At 57.7% G+C, this 20,235-nt stretch carries 19 protein-coding genes; 8 read left to right on the forward strand and 11 right to left on the reverse strand.

All coding sequences use genetic code 11. From position 1 onward, the window contains the following. Window positions 1-177: 177 nt before the first annotated feature. Window positions 178-1,503 carry a hemolysin family protein gene (locus ACFOTD_RS00005; RefSeq protein ID WP_378114649.1) on the reverse strand — a complete coding sequence of 442 codons (1,326 nt, stop codon included), beginning with the start codon at window positions 1,501-1,503 and terminating at the stop codon, window positions 178-180. Between the two features lie 336 nt (window positions 1,504-1,839). Here ACFOTD_RS00005 and ACFOTD_RS00010 point away from each other — a divergent pair, with 336 nt between their 5' ends. Together ACFOTD_RS00010 and ACFOTD_RS00015 are read left to right on the forward strand one after the other, a co-directional pair. Further along, a complete protein-coding gene (locus ACFOTD_RS00010) occupies window positions 1,840-3,204 on the forward strand; it encodes a hypothetical protein (protein WP_378114650.1) in 1,365 nt (454 codons plus the stop codon). 141 nt (window positions 3,205-3,345) lie between these two features. Next, window positions 3,346-5,361 (forward strand): Na+/H+ antiporter, encoded by a 2,016-nt coding sequence (locus tag ACFOTD_RS00015; RefSeq protein WP_378114651.1) that lies wholly within the window; start codon window positions 3,346-3,348, stop codon window positions 5,359-5,361. Window positions 5,362-5,388: 27 nt separating this feature from the next. On the opposite strand, the gene ACFOTD_RS00020 is transcribed toward ACFOTD_RS00015, so the two are convergent. From ACFOTD_RS00020 to ACFOTD_RS00040, 5 genes are all read right to left on the reverse strand, one after another. Beyond that, the gene (locus ACFOTD_RS00020; RefSeq protein WP_378114652.1) at window positions 5,389-6,642 is read right to left on the reverse strand and encodes a D-alanyl-D-alanine carboxypeptidase family protein; all 1,254 of its coding nucleotides are present in this window, start codon (window positions 6,640-6,642) and stop codon (window positions 5,389-5,391) included. Between the two features lie 123 nt (window positions 6,643-6,765). After that, a complete protein-coding gene (locus tag ACFOTD_RS00025; protein WP_378114653.1) occupies window positions 6,766-6,942 on the reverse strand; it encodes a hypothetical protein in 177 nt (58 codons plus the stop codon). 99 nt (window positions 6,943-7,041) lie between these two features. Further along, the gene (locus ACFOTD_RS00030; RefSeq protein ID WP_378114654.1) at window positions 7,042-7,692 is read right to left on the reverse strand and encodes a hypothetical protein; all 651 of its coding nucleotides are present in this window, start codon (window positions 7,690-7,692) and stop codon (window positions 7,042-7,044) included. A 65-nt stretch (window positions 7,693-7,757) separates the two neighbouring features. Continuing rightward, the gene (locus ACFOTD_RS00035) at window positions 7,758-8,792 is read right to left on the reverse strand and encodes a TIGR03943 family putative permease subunit (protein ID WP_378114655.1); all 1,035 of its coding nucleotides are present in this window, start codon (window positions 8,790-8,792) and stop codon (window positions 7,758-7,760) included. Beyond that, window positions 8,789-9,718 (reverse strand): permease, encoded by a 930-nt coding sequence (locus tag ACFOTD_RS00040; protein ID WP_378115664.1) that lies wholly within the window; start codon window positions 9,716-9,718, stop codon window positions 8,789-8,791. The genes ACFOTD_RS00035 and ACFOTD_RS00040 overlap by 4 nt, the downstream gene beginning before the upstream one ends. A 197-nt stretch (window positions 9,719-9,915) precedes the next feature. On the opposite strand from ACFOTD_RS00040, the gene ACFOTD_RS00045 reads away from it, so the two are divergent. Next, entirely contained in the window at window positions 9,916-10,830 is a 915-nt protein-coding gene (locus ACFOTD_RS00045; RefSeq protein WP_378114656.1) for a DMT family transporter, read from the forward strand. A gap of 453 nt (window positions 10,831-11,283) precedes the next feature. On the opposite strand, the gene ACFOTD_RS00050 is transcribed toward ACFOTD_RS00045, so the two are convergent. Continuing rightward, entirely contained in the window at window positions 11,284-12,078 is a 795-nt protein-coding gene (locus ACFOTD_RS00050) for a sugar phosphate isomerase/epimerase family protein (protein WP_378114657.1), read from the reverse strand. Window positions 12,079-12,098: 20 nt separating this feature from the next. Next, window positions 12,099-13,097 carry a phytanoyl-CoA dioxygenase family protein gene (locus tag ACFOTD_RS00055; protein WP_378114658.1) on the reverse strand — a complete coding sequence of 333 codons (999 nt, stop codon included), beginning with the start codon at window positions 13,095-13,097 and terminating at the stop codon, window positions 12,099-12,101. Between the two features lie 217 nt (window positions 13,098-13,314). On the opposite strand from ACFOTD_RS00055, the gene ACFOTD_RS00060 reads away from it, so the two are divergent. Further along, complete coding sequence (locus ACFOTD_RS00060; protein WP_378114659.1) at window positions 13,315-14,139, forward strand: helix-turn-helix domain-containing protein; 825 nt, start codon at window positions 13,315-13,317, stop codon at window positions 14,137-14,139. Here ACFOTD_RS00060 and ACFOTD_RS00065 read toward each other — a convergent pair. Continuing rightward, window positions 14,136-15,629 carry an MDR family MFS transporter gene (locus ACFOTD_RS00065; RefSeq protein WP_378114660.1) on the reverse strand — a complete coding sequence of 498 codons (1,494 nt, stop codon included), beginning with the start codon at window positions 15,627-15,629 and terminating at the stop codon, window positions 14,136-14,138. The two genes, ACFOTD_RS00060 and ACFOTD_RS00065, sit on opposite strands and share 4 nt — an antisense overlap. Window positions 15,630-16,127: 498 nt before the next feature. On the opposite strand from ACFOTD_RS00065, the gene ACFOTD_RS00070 reads away from it, so the two are divergent. The 4 genes from ACFOTD_RS00070 (at window position 16,128) to ACFOTD_RS00085 (ending at window position 19,347) form a co-directional block, all read left to right on the forward strand. After that, on the forward strand, window positions 16,128-16,793 hold the full coding sequence (locus tag ACFOTD_RS00070; RefSeq protein WP_378114661.1) for an ABC transporter ATP-binding protein: 666 nt from the start codon (window positions 16,128-16,130) through the stop codon (window positions 16,791-16,793). Further along, a complete protein-coding gene (locus ACFOTD_RS00075; protein ID WP_378114662.1) occupies window positions 16,790-17,812 on the forward strand; it encodes an ABC transporter permease in 1,023 nt (340 codons plus the stop codon). Before ACFOTD_RS00070 ends, ACFOTD_RS00075 begins: the two co-directional genes overlap by 4 nt. Before the next feature lie 93 nt (window positions 17,813-17,905). Further along, a complete protein-coding gene (locus tag ACFOTD_RS00080; protein WP_378114663.1) occupies window positions 17,906-18,580 on the forward strand; it encodes a TetR/AcrR family transcriptional regulator in 675 nt (224 codons plus the stop codon). A gap of 74 nt (window positions 18,581-18,654) precedes the next feature. Then, window positions 18,655-19,347, forward strand: coding sequence for a metal-dependent hydrolase (locus tag ACFOTD_RS00085; RefSeq protein WP_378114664.1), 693 nt, complete (start codon window positions 18,655-18,657; stop codon window positions 19,345-19,347). 85 nt (window positions 19,348-19,432) lie between these two features. On the opposite strand, the gene ACFOTD_RS00090 is transcribed toward ACFOTD_RS00085, so the two are convergent. Both ACFOTD_RS00090 and ACFOTD_RS00095 read right to left on the reverse strand, forming a co-directional pair. Then, entirely contained in the window at window positions 19,433-19,885 is a 453-nt protein-coding gene (locus ACFOTD_RS00090; RefSeq protein WP_378114665.1) for a divergent PAP2 family protein, read from the reverse strand. A 109-nt stretch (window positions 19,886-19,994) separates the two neighbouring features. Continuing rightward, window positions 19,995-20,189 (reverse strand): cold-inducible protein YdjO-related protein, encoded by a 195-nt coding sequence (locus ACFOTD_RS00095; protein ID WP_378114666.1) that lies wholly within the window; start codon window positions 20,187-20,189, stop codon window positions 19,995-19,997. Between the last annotated feature and the right edge of the window lie 46 nt (window positions 20,190-20,235).

Genomic DNA, 20,235 nt, shown 5'->3' on the forward strand with positions numbered 1-20,235 from the left:
GCCTCGAAGTCGGATGGCTTTGCCTTGCCCATAATCTGCTCAAAAAAGTCGCCATCGACCAAAAACGCAAACGGGACGAAGCAGGAAACTCCCCTGCTTCGTCCCGTTTGGCTATTTCGGCTTCATTTCAGCTTGTTGCTTCAACTTCAAAGGGCTTTTGGGACAGCCCCCCCAATATTAACCTTCCACCAGCGTCAACCTCGCCTGACCTTCCTGCCTCCGCGCGATTTCCAGCTTGCGGATCCGGTTGCGGTCTTTCTCGCGAATGATGAACGCCAGGTTCTCCTCCTCGTAAATCCACGGCACGTTCTTGGGCAGATCCGGCTGCATTGCGAACAGCCAGCCGCCGATCGTGTTGACTTCGTCGCTCGGCAGCTGCACCTCGAACAGGCGGTCGACTTCGTCGACGAGCGTCTTGCCGTCCAAGACGTACTTGTCCTCTCCGATCTCCTCGATCGGCTGAATCTCGTCCTCGTCGAATTCGTCGCGGATCTCGCCGACGATCTCCTCAAGGATGTCTTCGATCGTCACAAGACCGGCCGTACCGCCGTATTCGTCGTGCAGCAGCGCGATATGCTTGCGCTCGGCCTGCATCCGGATCAGCAAATCCTTGACGGGCATCGCGTCGGGTACGGAGAGCACCGGCTGCAGCAAGGCGCCAAAATCAAATTCGGGATTGTTGTCGTAATTCAAGAAAAACTGCTTCGTATTGACGAAGCCGATAATGTCGTCTTTGCTCTCGCCGGCGACCATGAATCGCGTATATTGCTCGCGCTTGATCGTCGCCAGATTTTCGGCGAGCGACTTGCTCCGGTGCAAGCACACCATATCGGTCCGCGGAATCATAATATCGCGCGCCAGCAGCCTGTCGAACTGGAAGATCCGGTTCACGTAGCCGAATTCCTCTTCGTTGATCTTGCCGCTCTCGTAGCTCTCCGACAGGATCAGACGGATCTCTTCCTCGGAGTGGGCTTCTTCGTGCTCGCTGGCCGGCTTCATGCCGAACATGCGGATGAGGCCGTTCGCGGAGCCGTTAAGCGCCCAGATAAACGGGTACATCACCTTGTAAAACCAGACGATAACCGGCGCGACAAGCAGCGAGATCGCCTCGGCCTTCTGGATGGCCAGCGTCTTCGGCGCCAATTCGCCGAGTACGACGTGCAAGTACGTGATAAGCGCAAATGCAATAATAAAAGAAAGCACGTGCGACACGCTCTCTCCGATCTGAAGCGAATGGAACAACGGCTCGAGCAGCTTCTCTACCGTCGGCTCCCCCAACCAGCCGAGACCCAGCGCGGTAATCGTGATCCCGAGCTGACAGGCGGACAGGTAGCCGTCGAGATTGGCGATCACTCGCTGGACGGCCACGGCATTTTTCTTTTTCTCCATCACCAGTTGGTCGACGCGGCTTGACCGGATCCGAATAATAGCAAACTCAGTAGCGACGAAGAAGGCAGTTAGCAGAATGAGCAACGCAACCCACACCAAGTTCAGCCCTAGCATTCGCAGTCACCCCCTTCAATCGCCAGACGGGCGATGGCTGCTGTGCGATAGACTAGCGGTCGTAAGCTGCGTAAATCAGATTCTGTGTCCACGTACGATTGTCTCCTCCTGCCCCAATATGGATTGTCCTTAATTGATCTAATTCATACATACGCTATAAACACCGATTTAGATTCAAAAAAATCCGATTTTTATCCCATACCCGGTTTTTTGAAACTTTAAACAGCCGCAACAGTCACTAATTTCCATTGACAACAAAGGAAACGCTTGCTAATATGTGAAAACAAATTATTCCTACATATTTTATGAGATTAATAAGGCGAAGGAGACTTTTTTATGAAAACAAACACGCTAGATACTCGCAAACTGCTTTTATCGGCTCTCGTCGCCGCTACGCTCGCAGGCGGATCGCATGCATTTGCCGCTGCGCCGGCCAATGCACAAAATCAAGCGCACGAGGTGCAAGCCTCGGAATACGCGACGTTTCTAAAGGATAAATTTTCGATCGCGCTGACGTCGGGCCTCACCAAAGGCGAATTCCTGTCCGCGCTTGCAGATGCCCTGAAGGCGCAGCCGGCTGAAAAGCCTCATACCTTCGCGGATCTCTCCGCCTCCGATCCGCTCTATCAGGATGCCGCGGCATTGTATGCCCTAGGCGTCATTACTGCGGATACCGTAGTGGCAGGACAACGCCTATCCGCCGTTAATGCGGTCCAAATCGCGGTCAAAGCAGCCGGACTCAAGGAACTGGCTTACACGTACCCGGCTTCCAAGACTGCAGCCGCGCTGGCCAAGGTTAAGCTGAAGCCCGAATGGCTCGGCACGACTGCCGCGCAGGAAGTAGCGGCCGCGATCGACACCGGTCTTCTGCCTGTCTCCTACTTCGGAGAAATAAAGCTTAAGGGCACGGCATCCCGCGAGCTCGCGGAAGTACTGATCGGCCAGACGCTTACCGTGCAAGGACTTTACAAGCACTTCCTCGGTTATGCCTCCGACGCCGACATTTACGCCAAGCTTCAGGACGCGTTCGCGCAGTCGGACATCATTCAGTCTCCCGAACTGCAAGCGGTCGTAGACGCCGCGCTGGAGCGCGACATCGTCACCGGCTACAACCTCAAGGACAGCCGGTACGAAGCTAACTTCGTCGACAGCCTGTCGCTCATCTACGGGCACTCCAACCTGAAGCATGCCCTTCAGCTGATCGGACTGCTGCGCAGCGAAGGCATCGATGCCAAGGTGCAGTTCGAGCCTAAAACGTCCGCCTTTATCTATTTAAAAGAATGGGGCGAGCCGGGCGTATCGGATCTGTACACGGTCAAGCAGATCGCGAACGGCAACTATATCGAATACGCCAAGGAATACGACATCGCGTTCGAATTCGCGAACGTCGCCGACAAGCAGCGGTTCGACGGCATCATCGCAGCCTTCGCCAAGAAAAACGAAGATGGGCAAACGGGCTTGCTGTACGGCTCGTGGTGGCAGCCGCTTTACTATTCGCTGACGGAGCTGCCCGGCTACAAGAAAATTACGAACAACAAGATCGAACACGGCCATTATTACGCGCAATCGTTCTCCCTTCAAAGCAGCTCGCAAGCGGTGGCCGCAGGCTTCCGCGAGATCGACCCGAGCGTCTCCGTGGAAAGCTACGATTTTTGGACGGACGTGCCTTTCTTTAATTATTTGAACGGCGAATCCAAATAATCGCACGATCCAAATGCTATACGTCGAAGGACCGCCAAAAGGCGGTCTTTTTCGCATGCACGAAATTGATCCGAAAATCCATTTGCGGGTAGTATATGTTAGGAAACGTTTCAACCGATATCGCGCGCGGAGGTCAGGCGAATGGAAGTCTTCGAAATCATATTGTTTATGCTCGCGATTATCGCCCTGTCGAACATCGTCAATCGGCTCCTGCCCGCCGTCCCCTTGCCGCTCGTGCAGATCGCGCTCGGCATGACGCTCGCGGTGCTGCCGATCGGTCATCATTTGAAGCTGGATCCGGAGCTGTTTTTTGTGTTGTTCATCGCTCCGCTGCTGTTCAACGACGGGCAGCGTACGCCCCGGGATGAGCTATGGGAGCTCCGCTTTCCCATTCTGCTGATGGCGCTAGGCCTTGTATTCGCTACGACCGTCGGGGTCGGCTACATCATTCATGCGATGATTCCGTCGATTCCTCTTCCCGCCGCATTCGGTCTTGCCGCGATCCTGTCGCCGACGGATGCGGTCGCGGTGACGTCGATGGCCGGCAGGGTGTCGCTGCCCAAGCGTATTTTGCGGCTGCTCGAAGGCGAAGCGCTCATGAACGACGCATCGGGCCTTGTCGCGTTCAAGTTCGCGATCGCCGCCGCCGTCACCGGCTCCTTCTCCCTCCTGAACGCCACTGGCAGCTTCCTTTTGATCTCGCTGGGCGGCCTCCTGTGCGGCACGATTATCGCAGCGCTGCTCATTCGGCTGCGGCTCTTTTTGAGGCGTTGGGGCATGGAAGACGTCACCGTACATATGCTCATTCTGATCCTTACGCCCTTCCTCATTTTCCTCGCCGCGGAGGAACTCGGCTTGTCCGGCATTCTTGCCGTCGTCGCCGGCGGCGTCGTCCATGCCGTCGAGAAGGACCGGATGGAATCCCGCATGGTGAAGCTGCAGATCGTCTCGAAGAGCACCTGGTCGGTCATTTTATACGTACTCAACGGTCTTGTCTTTCTGCTGCTCGGTCTGCAGATCCCCGAGGTCGTAAACGTAATCTTTTTTGAAAATCCGATCAATAACGGCATCGTCGTCGGCTATATCGCCGTCATCTTCGTCTCGCTGCTCGTCTTTCGCTTTTTGTGGGTGTACCTGTTCTGGGAAAATCGGTTCTCGCGAAAAAACGGCCGTTCCATGCGCGAAGGACTCGGAATGTCGGTGCTGACGTCGCTGTCCGGCGTGAGGGGGGCCGTCACGCTGGCGGGCGCCTTTTCGATCCCGCTCGTGCTCGATAACGGCGACGCGTTCCCCCAACGCGACCTCATCCTGTTTTTGGCTGCGGGCGTTATCCTCATCAGCCTCATCGTTGCCAGCATCTGCTTGCCGCTGCTCACGCGAAGCGAGGACGAAGGCCCGACCGAAGAAGAGGAAAAGCTCAACGCGGCGCGCATGGCCACGATCAAAGCGGCGCTGCGGTTTCTTGCCGAATCGATTAACGAAGACAACCGCCACGCCTCTCATGCCGTCATCGCCCAATACGAATCCAGACTGCGGCGCTTGTCCCTTCACGAAGAAGAGCAAACGGAGGGCTTCGAGCTCGCCTTCAGCGAAAACCAGGTCCGCTTGGTCGGACTTCAGGCGGAACGCAAAGAAATCGCGCGGATGTTCAAAGCCGGCGAAATCCCCGATTATGTGGCGAACCGCTTCAACGATTCGTTCGCGGCGCTCGAGGAGGCGTTGTCGCGCCGCTCCAGAATGCGCATATTGTTGCTGACCCGGGGGCTGAGAAAGCTTGGTGCGGCGATCATCAAGCCGAAGGAACAGGAACCCCGGCTGGACAAGAGCATCATCCGCAAAACGAAGCTGAAAACGTGCCAGGCCGCGATTGGCTCGATCCGCGCGCAAATGACGAAGGAGAACCGCAAAGCTGCGCTGAACGTGATCGGCCAATACCGGGAGATCATCCGCGCGATCTCCCGAAAAAACGAAAATCCGGAAGACGAGCTGCTCCAGCGCAAGCTCCGTCAAGAGATTCAGCTGCGCGCTTACCAAGTGGAACGGGATGAGATTCAAGCCTTGTACGAGCGAGGCGAAATCAAGCGGGACATGGCCAACGCGCTGCGCAAGACGATCAGCTACTCGGAGGCCAGCGTATTAGAAGGAGAGCTGGCTTAAGCCGGCTCTCCTCGTTCGTCTCATCGGTTATTCGCGATCGGATGTGCGCATGGACGGATCGCGGCCGCGCCTGACGCGCCGCAGCAGCAATATGGCTCCCCCTACGCCAAGCAAGACACCCGCGCCGAGTGCATAGACGCGAATGGAAGTACGGGAGGCCCCCGCGGTATCGAGCCCTGCGGAAGGTTCATTCTCGCCTTGCCGGCCCGCATAAGCGGAAATCGAAACCTCTTTTTTGACCGGAGACAGTTCGCCCGAATAGTAGGTCCCCTGCTCGCTCTCTAGCGCGACGTGACCGCTCGGGTCGACCGTCACGACCGGCGACGCGCTTTTCGGATAGACACCCCAAATCGGCTTGTCGGCGATCCATTCGCTTGCGGTTCCCGTCTCATTTTGCAGCTCGTAGCGCTCTCCCTTGGCAAAAAGCATCCGCACGCCGAAGTTCGCGAACCCGTAATCGAGCATCTCGGCCATATCTGCATAAGCGATGTTTTTCGAGCCGGCCTTAAGCACGACGCCGATGAGCGACATACCGTCCCGCTCGGCGGCTCCGACCAGCGTGTTGCCAGAGGCGATCGTATATCCGTTCTTAACGCCGGTCGCGCCAGGATAGTCGGTCAGCATTTTATTATGATTTTCGAGCGTAGTCGTCCATTCGAGACCTGTCCAAGGCAGCTTGCGCGTGGAGACGATCCGCCGAAATGTCTCGTTTTCCATCGCGTACCGGGTCAGCATCGCCATATCGGAAGCGGTCGTGTATTGATTCGGATCGGGCAGTCCGGACGGATTGACGAAGTTGGAGTCGTAAGCTCCGATCGTGTTACGCATAAACGCATTCATTCGCTCGGCGAACTTGTCCTTCGTGCCATCGACCTGCTCGGCGATCGCCGTCGCGGCGTCATTGCCCGAGTTGAGCATCATACCGTATAACAGCTTCTCCATCGTAACCTGCTCGCCTTCGGCCAGATAGACGCGAGTCCCCTCCTCGCCGCGGGCGGTTTTGGACACGGTCGCGATATCTGCCAAAGACGAATGCTCCAAGGCGATGATCGCCGTCGCAATTTTCGTGATGCTGGCCGGATACAGCCGTTCATTGCCGTTTTTAACGTAAAGCACGTTACCCGTATGCTGCTCGATGAGAATCGCAGCTTCGCTCTGCGCTTGCGGCGGCGCCGCTCGGTCGGACGAATCTGCCGCAGCTGCATAGCCTGCACTTATTATAGAAACGATCGTCGCGACGATCCAGGCTAACCCGATCCGCCGCCCGCCAAGCTGCCTCATCCAGCTTACCTCCGTCGCAATGTTCGACTGCCGACTGATTCCTGCGTTTTGCCTTTGTGCCGAAGTCCATACCCAATCGCTTCAATTCATATTTAATCGCGCATAAGTTGCCTTATGCCCGTTTTATTTCCTGCGCCGCTTGTAAATCGAGACGACGATCAGCATGGTAATGATAAGCCCGATGCCGAATACGATGGTAGCGGACATCGAAAATCCGGCGGCGCCCGCTTCCCCCGCTTCTCCCGCTTTTTCCTCGATAATCTGCCTGGCGCCCGAAGGCCATTCGATCGTTCCGTTCACGCCCAGTCTCCTTTCAGTTGACAAATAAAACCGCTAGCGGCAATAAGAAGGCGCCCTCTTCGCTAATCGAAGGGGGCGCCGGCTTGGCATGCCGTCGAATCAATCGAGCCCGTGCTCTTCGCGGATGCGGTACAAACCTTGAATCAATAAATCGGCCGGGTCGCGGTTAAGCAGATAATGCGCCATTAAAAAATGCAGCGGCATCGCGCACACGTTGTTCCCTTCCGTGATCGACGGGAACCCCGCCTCCACGACAGGTCCGTGCTCCTCGTGGAGCTCGAGATCCGCGTGCACCGGCTCCGGCGCGAACTCCTCGCGTACGGACTTGACGCAATGCGGCACGATGACCTTGTCGATCAACGCCTTCGCCTCGTCCTCGGACTGGGGCGGCATCGGCAGCAGCCTGCCTTCGGGCGACTTCATCAAATCGACGAAAAAGGATGACATCCACTGCGAAGGATCCTGCTTCGTCTGGAAGCCAGCGATCATCTCGCGCAGAAAAAATCCGCTGACGTAAGGCTTGCCCTCGGGCGACTTCACCATATAAGTAAAGATCGGACCGTATGCCTCGTGGTTCATCACCTGGCCTTCGACCTGTTCGTCGCCGAATTCCATTTTCAAGGCCGTCATGCCGTTGTAGTGTACGGCCGCGATCAGCTCCTGCGCCTTCTCGGCTTCGGTCTTGTCCGTTCCGGCCGCCTGCGCGTCCGGGTTCTGCTGCTCTTCTTTAAGATCGTTGTCGGTTGTCATCTTCTTCATCTCCTTGCCTTGCTACCATGATAGCATCCCGCGCCGAGAAGTGAAAGCGCTCTTCGTCAGAAATTCCGATAGACGTACGGATCGTCCGGCTTGGCGATCGGCTCCCATTCCTTGACCTTGAGCACCGGGATCATCTGCTTGAAAGGCTGATAGTATTCGCGCGTCAGCTTGCCGGTAACGCGGAGCCAGTCGTCGTCCGACAGCTTCGTGCCGGCCGGCATCTGGACGAGCATGCCGAACACGCCGGAGTCGGCGACGCAGTGTATGAAGCCGAAGCGAAATACGAAGTAGGACGAGGCGCCGACTTCGTCCCCTTTGTAGGCGAAGCCGTCGAACGTAATCGTTTTGTCCGCGAATTCGTCCGTGTAATTGTACAGAACCTCCATGCCCTTCAAATAATTCGTATCGTTCAATTCGACGGAGGACTGGGTCGCAAAGTCGGCCATGTCCTTCTGTTTTACTTTGTCGTAGTTTTCGGTGCTGTAGAACACGCTTGTGTCCGGCCGCAAAAACTGGTGATAGCCGGCGTCCTTGCGGCGCTGATCGAGCTCGGGAAAGGAGAAGCCCTTCGCCTTGACGAAGCTTGAATCCAGCGTCGCGACCGGCAGGAAGATGCCGGTAAATATAGGTACGGCAAGCACGAAATAGGTGAAAGCGCGCCGCCACCTGGTGCGGCCTACATGCGAATGGCCCGAATGCCCTTCATGATCGTGGCTATGGTCGTGATCGCGGCTATGGTCGTGATCGCGGCTATGGTCATGATCGTGGCTATGATCGTGGATATGGCGACTGCGTTGGCGGCGGTCATGGCTCGCATGGTTATGGCCCGCACGGTCATCATTCTCATGCTCGCGATCGCGCTCGCCCTCTCCCGCCGCGCCGCCCATCGCCGCCTGCGCCGCGGCCTCCTCGGATTTCCTTTCCGCCCGGTATACCTTGACGAATTGATACAGGCTGAGCAGCGCCAGCAGCACGATCGCGCTGACGGATAAGTAGGCGTATCTCATGTTAATATATTTGTCGAGATCCCCGGTCCGGTGCAGCAGCAGAAACATGAACGCCAGGCCGAACAAAATCGCGAATCGAATCATCCGAACAACCTCCCTACGATCAGCGAACCGCCTACGGTGAACGCCGCCACGAGCGCGATCAGCGCGACGACGAACCGCGTGCGGAAGGCGCTGAGCAGCATCAGGGTGTTTTTAATGTCGATCATCGGCCCGAACACCATAAAGGCGGAGAGCGATCCGATCGTAAAGCTGCTGCGGAACGATGACGCGATGAAGGCGTCCGCCTCCGAGCAGACCGACATGACGAATGCGAGCACGATCATGACGAGCGATGCCTTAAGCGGATCGCTGCCCAGCTCGAGCAGGTACGACGTCGGGATGTAAGTCTGCATCGCCGCGGCCAGAAAAGCGCCGATGACCAGGTACTTGCCGACGTCGAAAAATTCGTCGATGCCGTGCGATACGACCGAGGACAGCCTGGCGCGGGTCGATGGCTTGGCGGCCGTCGCGATCGACGGCTCGAGCGCGGCCGCGACTGGCGCGACGATGTTGCCGGAAGCCTCCGGCGCCTGTCGAAGCTGCGTTCCGCGGAAGATCAGCGCGACGGACAGCGACACGCAAAAGGCGACGGCGATCGCCAGTCCCGCGCGAATGCCGACCATCCGCCAATCGTTGCCGAAGGCGATAAAGGTGGCGAACAGGACGATCGGATTGATGATCGGTCCGGACAGCATGAAGGCGACGCCCGCGTTCAGCGGCATGCCCTTCATGATAAGCCTGCGGGTGATCGGGACGATCCCGCACTCGCAGGAGGGGAAAAGCAGGCCGATCCCGCAGCCGAAGCAGGTCCGCAGAAGGACGCCCTTCGGCATGATTCTGGCGATCCAGGCTTCCGTCACGAACGTCTGGATGACGCCTGATACCAGCACGCCGATCAGCACGAACGGAATGGCCTCCATGATCATGCTGATAAAGATCGTATTGAGTTGCAAAAACGAAGTCACTATAGAATCACTTCCGCTGAAAAAAGTATGAAGCCGATCCTTTCATTATGGATATTCTGCGTAAAATAGCAAACGCCGCAAGCAGCCATCGGGTGCAAGCGAACGCCTGCTTACTGGATTTAACTTCCACTTGCGAGACTTCCGATCGCCATATAAAATAATGTAATTTATGCTTGTTTGCCGAAAGGAACGTGCTTTCTTTGAACCCGATCTCCTCCAAGCCGCCCGTCGCTCCCGTTATCCCGCTGCTGGTCGGCATGATCGCGATCTCGTTCGCGCCGATTCTCGTCCGCTATTCAGACGCTCCCGTCTCCGTGCAGGGCATGTGGCGCATGCTGTTCACGCTCGTCCTCATGCTCCCCTTTATCCGGGGCGAACAACTGCGGGCGCTGCGGGCGATCAAGCTTGCCGACTGGTGGCTGCTGCTCGCCGCGGGCTTCTTTCTCGCCCTTCATTTCCTGCTATGGATGGCATCGCTTAGCTACACGTCCATCGCCAGCTCCACGTTGATCTTGTCGCTCGAGCCCGTATTCGTCATGATCGGCGCCTACTTCCTGTTCAAGGACCGCCTCACGCGCAAAGCGCTCGCAGGGCTCGCCGCAGCGCTAATCGGAATCGCGATCGTCGGAGCCGGCGATTCGGGCTTATCCGCGGACGCGCTGACGGGCGACCTGCTTTCCTTGCTGGGCACGGCAGCCGTCGCGGTCAACATGCTGCTCGCCAAACGAATCTTGGAGCGCGTGCCTTCCTTTTTGTACAGCCTGGTCGCGTTTGCCGTTACGGCCCTTTGCTTCTATCTATATAACGTCGGGACCGGCGCGGATATGACCGGCTATCCCTCGCGGGAATGGCTCGTCTTCGCAGGACTTGCGATCGTGCCTACCGTTTTCGGGCACTTGATCTTCAACTGGCTCCTACGCTACGTCAAACCGGCGACGATTTCCATGAGCGTGCTTGCCGAACCGGTCGGCGCGAGCATTCTGGGTTTGATATTGTTTGGAGAAGCGCTCGGCGTATGGCAGCTGGTCGGCGGCGCATTCGTCATCGCGGGCCTCGCGCTATATATGCGCTCCGAAGCGGAGGCTTACGATCGGCCGGCAGAAGCACAAAGCTGATAACGAAGCCATAATCGTCAAACGGGACGAAGCAGAGGAACTTCCCGCTTCGTCCCGTTTACGTATTTGGTCTGTCGTTACTTTTTCGAGCAGATGAATCCTTCCTTTCCTTCCTCGCTTCGCAACCGCTCTTGCATTCATTCTTTTGCCGTCAGTACGTCAGGCTTTTGGAGCTCTCCCGTTCTCCTTTGGCTTCGGTGCATGCCGTATTAAGCGGGCAGCCTTCGCAGTTTGCGCTGCGGTTCCAGATGAGGCTTTAGACATCCGGTGTCTGTCGGCCGCTGATGGACGCTGTAGCCGAGCGCGAATTCGCCTCGATTGTGCCGCGTTCTTGCGATGTAGCTCTACATAGAGCTTCCTCACCTTGGTTTTTATGGCGGTCTAGCCATGCAGACAAATAAATGAAAAGAGGCCGCCCTCAGTCATGTTCATGACTTTCGGGACAGCCCCACTTCATTTGGAAAACCGTTCGCGTACGCAATCGGTCATCCACTGGTTCACTTCCCACAGATCGGCAACGGGCTTATTCGTAAACGGCAGCGTGTGCATATAGCCCGGCGGCCCGAACTCGGCCGTAAAAGTAGCCTGCTCCGCCCCGCTTAGACGCTTCGCCTCTAAGATCCGCTCCCACCAGCCGAGATGGATCTCAAGCTCCGTCCGATATTCCGGAGCCCCCGGATGCGGCACCTGCGGCCCTTCTGGATAGCCGATCCGTCCGTGAATATGAATGGCGCGCTCGATCGCCAGCGTCAGATGCGCCTCCTGATCCTCGAGATGCGACTCGCATACGTTCATCCAATGGCTGAAATCGGCCGTTATGCGCAGCTCCGGAAATTTGCGGAGCAGCCTGGACGTCGTCCAGGGCGTAAACATCGCTCTCTGCCGATGAGTCTCATGCCCGATCGGGGTGCCGATACGCGACTCCGTCTCAAGCGCCGCTTCGAAAAAGCGGTCCTGCTCCGCTTCCGTCATGCTGTCTCGCGCGCTGTGCGAGACGATAAGCAGCGGCTTGAAAGAAGCCGCGTATGCCGCCCGCTCCGCGAAGCTGGACGCGTGATCGCCGTTCGTAAAAATTTGCGCGATGTAAGCCAGCCCGCGCTCCTCGAGCAATGTGCTGAATTCCTCGGCTTGCTCGGGAGCCGGCGGCGGCGTCTCGATACCTGCGTATCCCGCTTCAGCCGCACGGTTCACCTGCTCGGCCAGCGTTCCTTCCATGCCCCACAGCGCTTTAAAAAATTGAAGCCGCATCCCAATCATCCTCTCTTTTACTAACGCGATTCGTCTTTTCGTTCGCCGACCGGCATCATCATGCCATTGGGCATCCCCATCATGCGCACGTCGCCGCCTTCCGCTCCCTTTTCCGCCAAGTATACCTCTGTTCCAAACGACGGCGAAGCATACGGCTGATGCGTGGCGCCTCGCGCGAGAATCTGCTTGCCGTTTCCCGAATCTCCTTCAAAACCGTCATGATCCCAGGGAACCCACGATCTCGCATTGCAATAATGACACACGTAGGATCGGCGGAACCGGTCGTCCGTCTTGTTCGGGTACGAGCGGTGGAACAGATGCGAGTCGAAAAACAGGACGTCGCCCGGCTCCAGCACGACCGGGATCGGAGCCGGGTACTGGGCCACGATGCGGGACAACGTATTCACTTCGTCATCCAGATGGCTGACATTATGCACGGCATGCAGGTCCACGAAGGCATCGACCGCATGCACGTTGCCGCCCCCGACCTCTTCCGGCGGGTAAACCGGCTCGTGATTCGAACCCGGTACGACCCACAGGCAGCCGTTTTCCTCGTCTGCCCGTTCGAGCGCGATCCAGGCGCCGATCAGCGTATCCGGATGCGTCTTGATGTAGCAAGCATCCTGATGCCAGCCTTGGCCGCCCTTGCCCGGCGGATTCAGGAACATCATGGATTGCAGCGCATAAACGTCCGGACCGATCAGCGCTTCGACGACGTCCAGCACGTGCGGATTCAACATGCCTTGCTCGGCGGCGGCGTCGATCCGGGAGAGCATATGCACGCGCGTTGCTTGCGCAAACTCTTCTTTCAACGGATCGCGGCTGTTTTCCTGCACGGCAGCTTGCTGCTTTTTTTGCGTTCGCGTCTTTTCGGCCAAAGCATACAACGATTCGATGACTTCCTTGGAGAGCAAGCCCCGCACGATAAGAAAGCCCTCGCGATGATAATGCTTGTATTGTTCGACGGTCACAAGATGACGATCATGGGCTCTCGACTTCGGCGTATAAAAGACTGACATGACGCGCACGCTCCCTTTACAAGATGGAATAGCTATAATGTAAAGGTTTTATTCAAAACGCACCATGCATCGGATTAGCATTTTCGTATCTGATATTGACAATTGCCACAAGAATAACGGTATCTGTCACAAGTTTCTTATCCAAGTACAAATACTTTTTGTATCTCTCGTTGATTACAAGACGGATGCGCTTTAAGATAGTCATTGAGGTGAAGACATGACGTCCGGGATGCCAGATTTTTCGCTCGACCGCTTATCCAATGCCGTTGCCGGTTCGATCGTTTACCCGCCGGGCAGCAAGTTCGGACCGCGCATTCAGCAGGACATTCAGCTTGTCATGCTGTATGCCGGCGAGATGACCGTGACCGTGTCGGGCCGGCCGCTGCACGTTACGCCGGGACACGTTATTTTGCTGAAGCCGGGCTTGGAGGAATCGTTCGTTTTCTCGAAAAGAGAAGATTCCTGGCATCGCTGGATCGCCGTCCACTATGAGGGCTTGTCCGAACGGGATGTCGAGGCGCTGAATCGCCTCCCGGAATGCTTGCCGTTATCGGAAGAGATGAATCTCCTTGTGGATCTTATGCTTCGTCTTACCCGCCAAGGCGCTCCGACGGATGCAGACGTGCGAAGCCTGGGCCTCGCCGCGCTTCATCTATACCCCCGCGAGTCCGAAAAAGCGATGCTGCAGCGCGAAAAGCACCCCGCCGTCTACGCGGCGCTCGCCTATATCCACGAAAATTACGCAGAGGAAATGTCGTTGGCAGCGCTCGCGAACGCAACCGGGGCTTCGCCCGAGCATCTGGTCAGACTGTTCAAGAAGCACGAGCGAACGTCCCCGATTCATTACCTCTGGCAATACCGCGTGAACCGCGCCGTCGAATTGCTGACGCATACCGGCCTGACCGTCTCGGAGATCGCGGCGCGATGCGGCTTCAAGACGTCGCATCACCTGGCCCGTCTCGTCAAGGAAACGACGGGACGCACGGCTACCGACATCCGACGGGATTCCTGGAGCGGTTTTCGCGGCTCGCCGCAAACTTAATGCCCGGCCATCATGGCCGGATCGGGTTTATCTCCGCCGGCAGCTCCTTCATCCTGCTGCTTCGGCTTGCGGAGCAGCAGCGTCAGCGCTACGCCGCCGGTTACGATGCACGCGGACAAGAAAAACGTATCGCCGTAACCGGCTACAACTGCGCCGAGCGGATTGGCGTCCGCTCCCGCGCCGGCGGCGTGCGTTGCAATCTGAGACGTCAAATAGCCCGTCAGTCCTGCCACCGCGAATGACACGACGACCTGCTGCGCAGCCGTCGTCAGCGGCGTGACGCGGCTTACCAGGCGCCGAGGCGCGGAATTAAGCACATGCGTATTGAGCGGCATCATAGAAAAGCCCATGCCGAGTCCGATGAAGCAGATGCAGAGGATGATTTTCCACAGCGCCGTATCCACCGTTATGCCGGACAATACGAACAGCGAGACGGAAATGACGGTCAGTCCTGCAAAAGCGAGCGGACGCGCGCCGATCTTATCGAACAGCCGGCCGCTTATCGGCATGCCGATGCCAGCGCACAATGCCTGCGGCATCAGGATCCAGCCCGTCTCGAGCGCGGAATAATGCATGACGCCTTGCAGGTACAGCGGCACGATCAGCATCGCGCCGAACAGTGCGAGCTGAACGATCCACGTCAATATGATGCTGCGGGTGAAGTCGGACGATTTGAACACCTTGAGCTCCAGCAACGGCTGCTTCTGCTTCAGCTCCACGAAAATAAAGACGATCAGCGCGATGCCGCCGACGGTCAGGCCCGTAATCGTAGAAGCCTTGGACCAGCCGCTCCCGCCTTCGCTGACGCCATACGCCAGCATGGAGAAGGCGATCGGAGCGAGGCACATGCCGACCACGTCCAGATGCGGCGCCGCGTGGCGCTCGGACCGCGGCAAATACTTGGAAGCGAGCACCAGGGCGATTATGCCGATCGGCAGGTTGATGATAAATATCCAATGCCAGCTGACCGAATCGACGAGCCAGCCGGACAGCACCGGACCGAACGCCGGGGCCATCAGCATGGGAATGCCCAGGACGCCCATAATTGAGCCGCGGCGCTCGGGAGGCGCGATCTTGAACACCATGGCCATCCCGATCGGGGCGACCATGCCGCCGCCCAAGCCTTGCACGACGCGGAAAAGGATGAGCTGCTCCGGCGTTTGCGCGATGCCGCACAGCAGCGAGCCGACGGTAAATAGAGCGATCGTCAGCATGAAAATTTGCTTGGAGCCGAATTTATCCGTCATCCAGCCCGCGAGCGGAATAACGGCGGACAAAGCGAGCGTATAACCGGTGACGGTCCATTGAATCGTCTTGAGGTCGGTATTGAAATAGTCGACGAGCTTCGGAATCGCATTGTTGACGACGGTGCTGTCCAGAATAACCATGATCATGCCGACGATAATCGCCATCAGCGGCGGCAGTATCGCTTTTAAAGAGAAAGTGTCCTCCCCGGAGGCAATCTTTTTGGCGGGCGTAGAAGCTGACATAGGTTCCTGCTTTCTGCTCAATGAGCGGAATTTGGGCTTAGATGTACGGCCTGGAAGTCTGCAATAAATGGCTGATTGACAAATCAATGATCCAATAATATAATTGAAATAGAAATGTTATCGGATAGTTCATATTTTGATTTGCCTGGCAGCGCTAATGATTGTATCATAGCGTTATTTTTCGTTCAATTGATTTTTAGATTTTATTAGCAGCTTCAGTTAACCTACCATAAAGGTCCTCCTCGCGGAAATCAGAGGCGGGACCTTTTTTTTATTTCAAGCTTGCGCCTACGTTGATCGATCATCGTCTTTTTATCTTCCCCTTCTTCCAAACATTTGTTAAAATAAGACCGAAAATGAGTAAACACTCACTCGCAAGGGGCTGATCTGATGCCTTACACGCAAAACGAAATTCGAGACCCAAATGATCCGCCGTCAGAACCCCGCGACGCAATCACGCTCGAAGGCGTCGCCCGCAGCTTTGGAGACCGTCCGATTTTGAAAGAAATCTCCCTGCGAATCCGCCGCGGGGAGCTGTTCGGCCTGCTCGGCCCTTCCGGCTCGGGCAAGACGACGCTGATCAAGCTCATGACCGGCATCGATGCTGCGGACGCAGGGCGGATCACCGTGCTCGGCCACCGGGTACCTTCCCTCCCGCTGCTCGGCAAAATCGGCTATATGGCGCAATCAGACGCGCTTTACGGAGAGCTTACCGCCAGGGAAAATCTGAAGTTTTTCGGTGCGATGTTCGAGCTGCGCGGCGTCCGACTCGCAGAGCGGATCGGCGATGTCCTCGCGACCGTCGGCCTCACTGCGGATGCAGGCAAGCTCGTCTCGCGGTTTTCCGGCGGCATGAAGCGCCGTCTGTCCCTGGCCGTCGCGCTGCTCCACGAGCCCGAGCTGCTCATACTCGACGAGCCGACCGTCGGCATCGATCCGGCGCTGCGCGTGTCGATCTGGGCATCGCTGCTCGCGCTGCGCGAGCGCGGAACGACGATCCTGCTCACGACGCACGTCATGGACGAAGCCGAGCGCTGCGACCGGATCGGCTTGATCCGCGGCGGCTCCCTGACCGCCATAGGCAGTCCTGCCGACCTGAAGGCGGATACCGGGACGGAGACGATCGAAGAAGCCTTTATCCGTCTGGGAGGTGAACCCTCATGAGAGCCCGCGCCTTGTCCGTACGCATCTTCAGGCAATTCATGCGCGACAAACGCACGCTGGCGCTGCTGTTCGTCGCGCCGCTCTTCATCATGACGCTGGTCTACTGCATCTTCGGCGGTACGGGCAGCGCGCCCAAGATCGGAACGGCCGGTTTGCCCGATACGATCGCCGGCGCCTTGCGAACATCGGCGGCGGACATCGTTGCCTACGAATCCGAAGAGTCTGCTAGGACCGCGCTGGAAGATCGCAAGCTTGACGCATTGCTGACGATAAAGGACGACAAACCGACCTTGTTGCTCGAAGGCAGCGATCCTTCGCGCAGCCGCGCCGTGCTGCTTGCCGTGTCGGCCATGCAGCGGACGACGGCGTCAGCCGTTTTTCAGCCTGAGATCGCCTATCTCCACGGGATGCCGGGGATGTCCTCCTTCGACGCCTTCGGACCGGTCATGATCGGCTTTTTCTCCTTTTTCTTCGTCTTTCTGCTTGCGGGCGTCGCTTTTCTTCGCGAGCGTACGACGGGCACGATGGAACGGCTTATGGCGACGCCGATCCGCCGGCACGAGGTCGTGCTTGGTTACCTGGGCGGCTTTGGCCTGTTCGCGATTTTGCAGTCGGCGCTCGTCGCGTGCTTCGCGATCTATGTACTTGGCATGTTCATGACCGGCTCGATCTGGCTGATTCTCCTCGTCAACCTGCTGCTGACGCTCACGGCGCTCACGCTGGGCACGCTGCTCTCCGCGTTCGCGGGCTCCGAATTTCAGATCATTCAATTCGTACCGGTCGTCATCGTGCCGCAGGCTTTCTTTTCCGGCCTCTTCCCGCTGGACGGCATGGCGCCATGGCTGCACAAGCTGACGTATCTAATGCCGCTTTACTACGGCGGAGACGCTCTGAGAGGCATTATGATCAGAGGAGAAGGCTTCGGAGGTATCGCGGTCGATGTCGCCGTGCTGCTTGGCTTCTCATTGCTTTTCGCAGCGTTGAACGTCGTCGCGCTCAAAAAGCAGCGGGCCATTTAGCGCGGCGGCGCGGCGTATGTTACGATAGATCGGACAGGGCGCTGCACGGTGCGGCGCTCATGGCTTCATGACAAAAGAAGGAGCGACGGCTTGATGGACGCGAATGACGGCTCGATGGAGCCCTGGATGGAAGAGCTGCTGCAAGAGGGCTCGCTCGGCGAAGGCCAGCCGGTGAAGACCGAGAAGCAGGCGCGCATTCTGGCCGCCGCGATCGAAGTATTCGCCGCCAAAGGCTACGCCGGATCCTCCACGAGCGAGATCGCGCAGAAGGCGGGCGTTGCGGAAGGGACGATTTTCAGGCATTACCGGACGAAAAAAGAATTGCTCGTGTCCATCGTCACTCCGGCTATGATGCGGATGATGGCGCCGTTCGTCATTCGCGGATTCGGCGACGTGCTGGATGCCGAGCACGACAGCTTCGAGCAGTTCGTCCGCCGCATGATCGACAACCGCATCGCGTTCGTCAGCCGCAACAAGCGATTGTTTCGCATCGTCGCCCAGGAGCTTCCCTTTCACCCCGAGATGCGCGAGCAGTTCAAGTCGATCATCCTGACCAAGGTGCTCGCGCGCATGACGGCCGTGATCGAGAAGTTCCAGCGAGTAGGCCAGATCGCCCCGATGCCCCCGCATACGGTTGCGCGTCTGATGGCTTCGACCCTGATCGGTTATGTGCTGCCCCGGATGCTCCTGTCCGGCGAGGCCGGATGGGACGACGAGGCGGAGCGCGAAGCGACCGTTTCTTTTTTAGTCAAGGGCTTATCTCCGTAGTTTAGGCTTCGATCGGCACGGGTATATTTTAAAATTGCGAACCTATCCTCATTGATGGAAAGAAGGGAATCAGCTTGATCGTTACTTTTCTCGGACATGCATGCGTGAAGCTCGAGCAAGACGGCCGTTCGCTTATCATCGATCCTTACCTGACCGGCAACCCTCTGGCTTCCGCCTCCGCGGCCGACATTCAGGCGGACCACATTCTGCTCACCCACGGCCACGGCGACCATGTCGGCGATACGGTTGCCATCGCGAAGCGTACGGGCGCCCAGGTCGTCGGCACGCCTGAGCTGGCAACCTTCCTGGGCTGGCAGGGCGTCGAAAATACGGTCGGCATGAATATCGGAGGCACCTACGATCTCGGCTACGCAAAGGTCAAAATGGTGCAGGCGTTCCATAGCTCCGGCTATACGCTAACGGACGAACAGCGCATCGTCTACCTGGGGATGCCGACGGGCCTGATCGTCACCTGGGGCGGGCTCACCATTTTGCATGCGGGCGACACGGGACTTTTCGGCGATATGAAAATGATCGGCGAGCGCCACAAGATCGATCTCGCGTTCATCCCGATCGGCGATCATTTTACGATGGGACCCGAGGACGCGCTGACTGCCGCCGAGTGGCTCGATCCCAAGCAGGTCGTGCCCGTTCACTTCGACACCTTCCCGCCCATTCGCCAAGACGCCCAAGCCTATGCGCAAGCGCTTGAACAGAAGGGCATCAAAGGCACCGTGCTGAAGCCGGGAGATCGCCTGGAGCTGTAAGTATGCTTATGTATAAAAAGGAGACCCGAACTTCCGGCGCGACGCGCCGGGGCTCGGGTCTCTTTCTTTTTGAGCGGACAAAGGATCAGGCGTAGAACAGATAATAGACGGCCACGCCGATGCCGATGCCCCAGATCGCGCCTGCGAACACCTCGATCGGCCGGTGGCCGAGCAGCTCCTTCAGCTCCTTGACCGGATGAAGCTCGCCGTGCAAATCGGGCATTTTTCGCAAAAACCGATTCAGCACGGATGCCTGGAGCCCCGCATGCCGCCTGACGCCGGCCGCGTCGAACATGATGATCAAGCCGACGACCGCGGCGACGGCAAACGCCGGCGAATCGAGTCCGTCCTCGATGCCGAGCGCGGTCGCGAGTCCTGCCATGGCGGCGGAATGCGAGCTCGGCATGCCGCCGGTGCTGAAGGCCATGCCGGTCTGCCAGGAGCGCCTGCCGACGAACTGGATCGGCACCTTGACGGCCTGCGCCGACAGAATGGAGACGATCGCGGCGATGAGCGGAAAATTGGCGAGTAAGGACATAACGGCGGTCTCCCTTCTCCCGAGTGGGCGCTACCCGATCCTGCGGAGGCAGCCAATAGAGCTATTATAGCTTATTACACCCGAGAGGGGACAACCGATTCGCCTTGTGTCAGCGCGACCTCGATTTCACCTTTTTCACGAGCGCTGGCAGATGCTTCATCGTGCGGAGCATATCGCTCTTGCACATCGGGCACTTCTGTTCCTCGGTCGCGAACTCCTCGCGTACCCATGCCTTGCAGTCGGGACTTTTGCATTTCCAGATCTTCGTTAAAAACAGCTTGCCGCCTTCATCTTGCGATGTCAATCTCGGTGCCTTCCTTTCAAAACCCGTTATAAGTCAACTGACCTAC

The sequence above is a fragment of the Cohnella sp. GCM10012308 genome, from assembly GCF_042649185.1.
In the GTDB taxonomy this organism is placed as follows: Bacteria; Bacillota; Bacilli; order Paenibacillales; family Paenibacillaceae; genus Cohnella.

Excerpts from the sequence above, each read along its gene's own strand:
- ACFOTD_RS00065 (WP_378114660.1), bottom strand. The coding sequence starts at position 15,629 with ATGTCAGCTTCTACGCCCGCCAAAAAGATTGCCTCCGGGGAGGACACT.
- ACFOTD_RS00035 (WP_378114655.1), bottom strand. The coding sequence starts at position 8,792 with ATGATTCGATTCGCGATTTTGTTCGGCCTGGCGTTCATGTTTCTGCTG.
- ACFOTD_RS00030 (WP_378114654.1), bottom strand. The coding sequence starts at position 7,692 with ATGACAACCGACAACGATCTTAAAGAAGAGCAGCAGAACCCGGACGCG.
- ACFOTD_RS00075 (WP_378114662.1), top strand. The coding sequence starts at position 16,790 with ATGAGAGCCCGCGCCTTGTCCGTACGCATCTTCAGGCAATTCATGCGC.
- ACFOTD_RS00050 (WP_378114657.1), bottom strand. The coding sequence starts at position 12,078 with ATGCGGCTTCAATTTTTTAAAGCGCTGTGGGGCATGGAAGGAACGCTG.
- ACFOTD_RS00060 (WP_378114659.1), top strand. The coding sequence starts at position 13,315 with ATGACGTCCGGGATGCCAGATTTTTCGCTCGACCGCTTATCCAATGCC.
- ACFOTD_RS00020 (WP_378114652.1), bottom strand. The coding sequence starts at position 6,642 with ATGAGGCAGCTTGGCGGGCGGCGGATCGGGTTAGCCTGGATCGTCGCG.
- ACFOTD_RS00015 (WP_378114651.1), top strand. The coding sequence starts at position 3,346 with ATGGAAGTCTTCGAAATCATATTGTTTATGCTCGCGATTATCGCCCTG.
- ACFOTD_RS00080 (WP_378114663.1), top strand. The coding sequence starts at position 17,906 with ATGGACGCGAATGACGGCTCGATGGAGCCCTGGATGGAAGAGCTGCTG.
- ACFOTD_RS00010 (WP_378114650.1), top strand. The coding sequence starts at position 1,840 with ATGAAAACAAACACGCTAGATACTCGCAAACTGCTTTTATCGGCTCTC.
- ACFOTD_RS00055 (WP_378114658.1), bottom strand. The coding sequence starts at position 13,097 with ATGTCAGTCTTTTATACGCCGAAGTCGAGAGCCCATGATCGTCATCTT.
- ACFOTD_RS00005 (WP_378114649.1), bottom strand. The coding sequence starts at position 1,503 with ATGCTAGGGCTGAACTTGGTGTGGGTTGCGTTGCTCATTCTGCTAACT.
- ACFOTD_RS00090 (WP_378114665.1), bottom strand. The coding sequence starts at position 19,885 with ATGTCCTTACTCGCCAATTTTCCGCTCATCGCCGCGATCGTCTCCATT.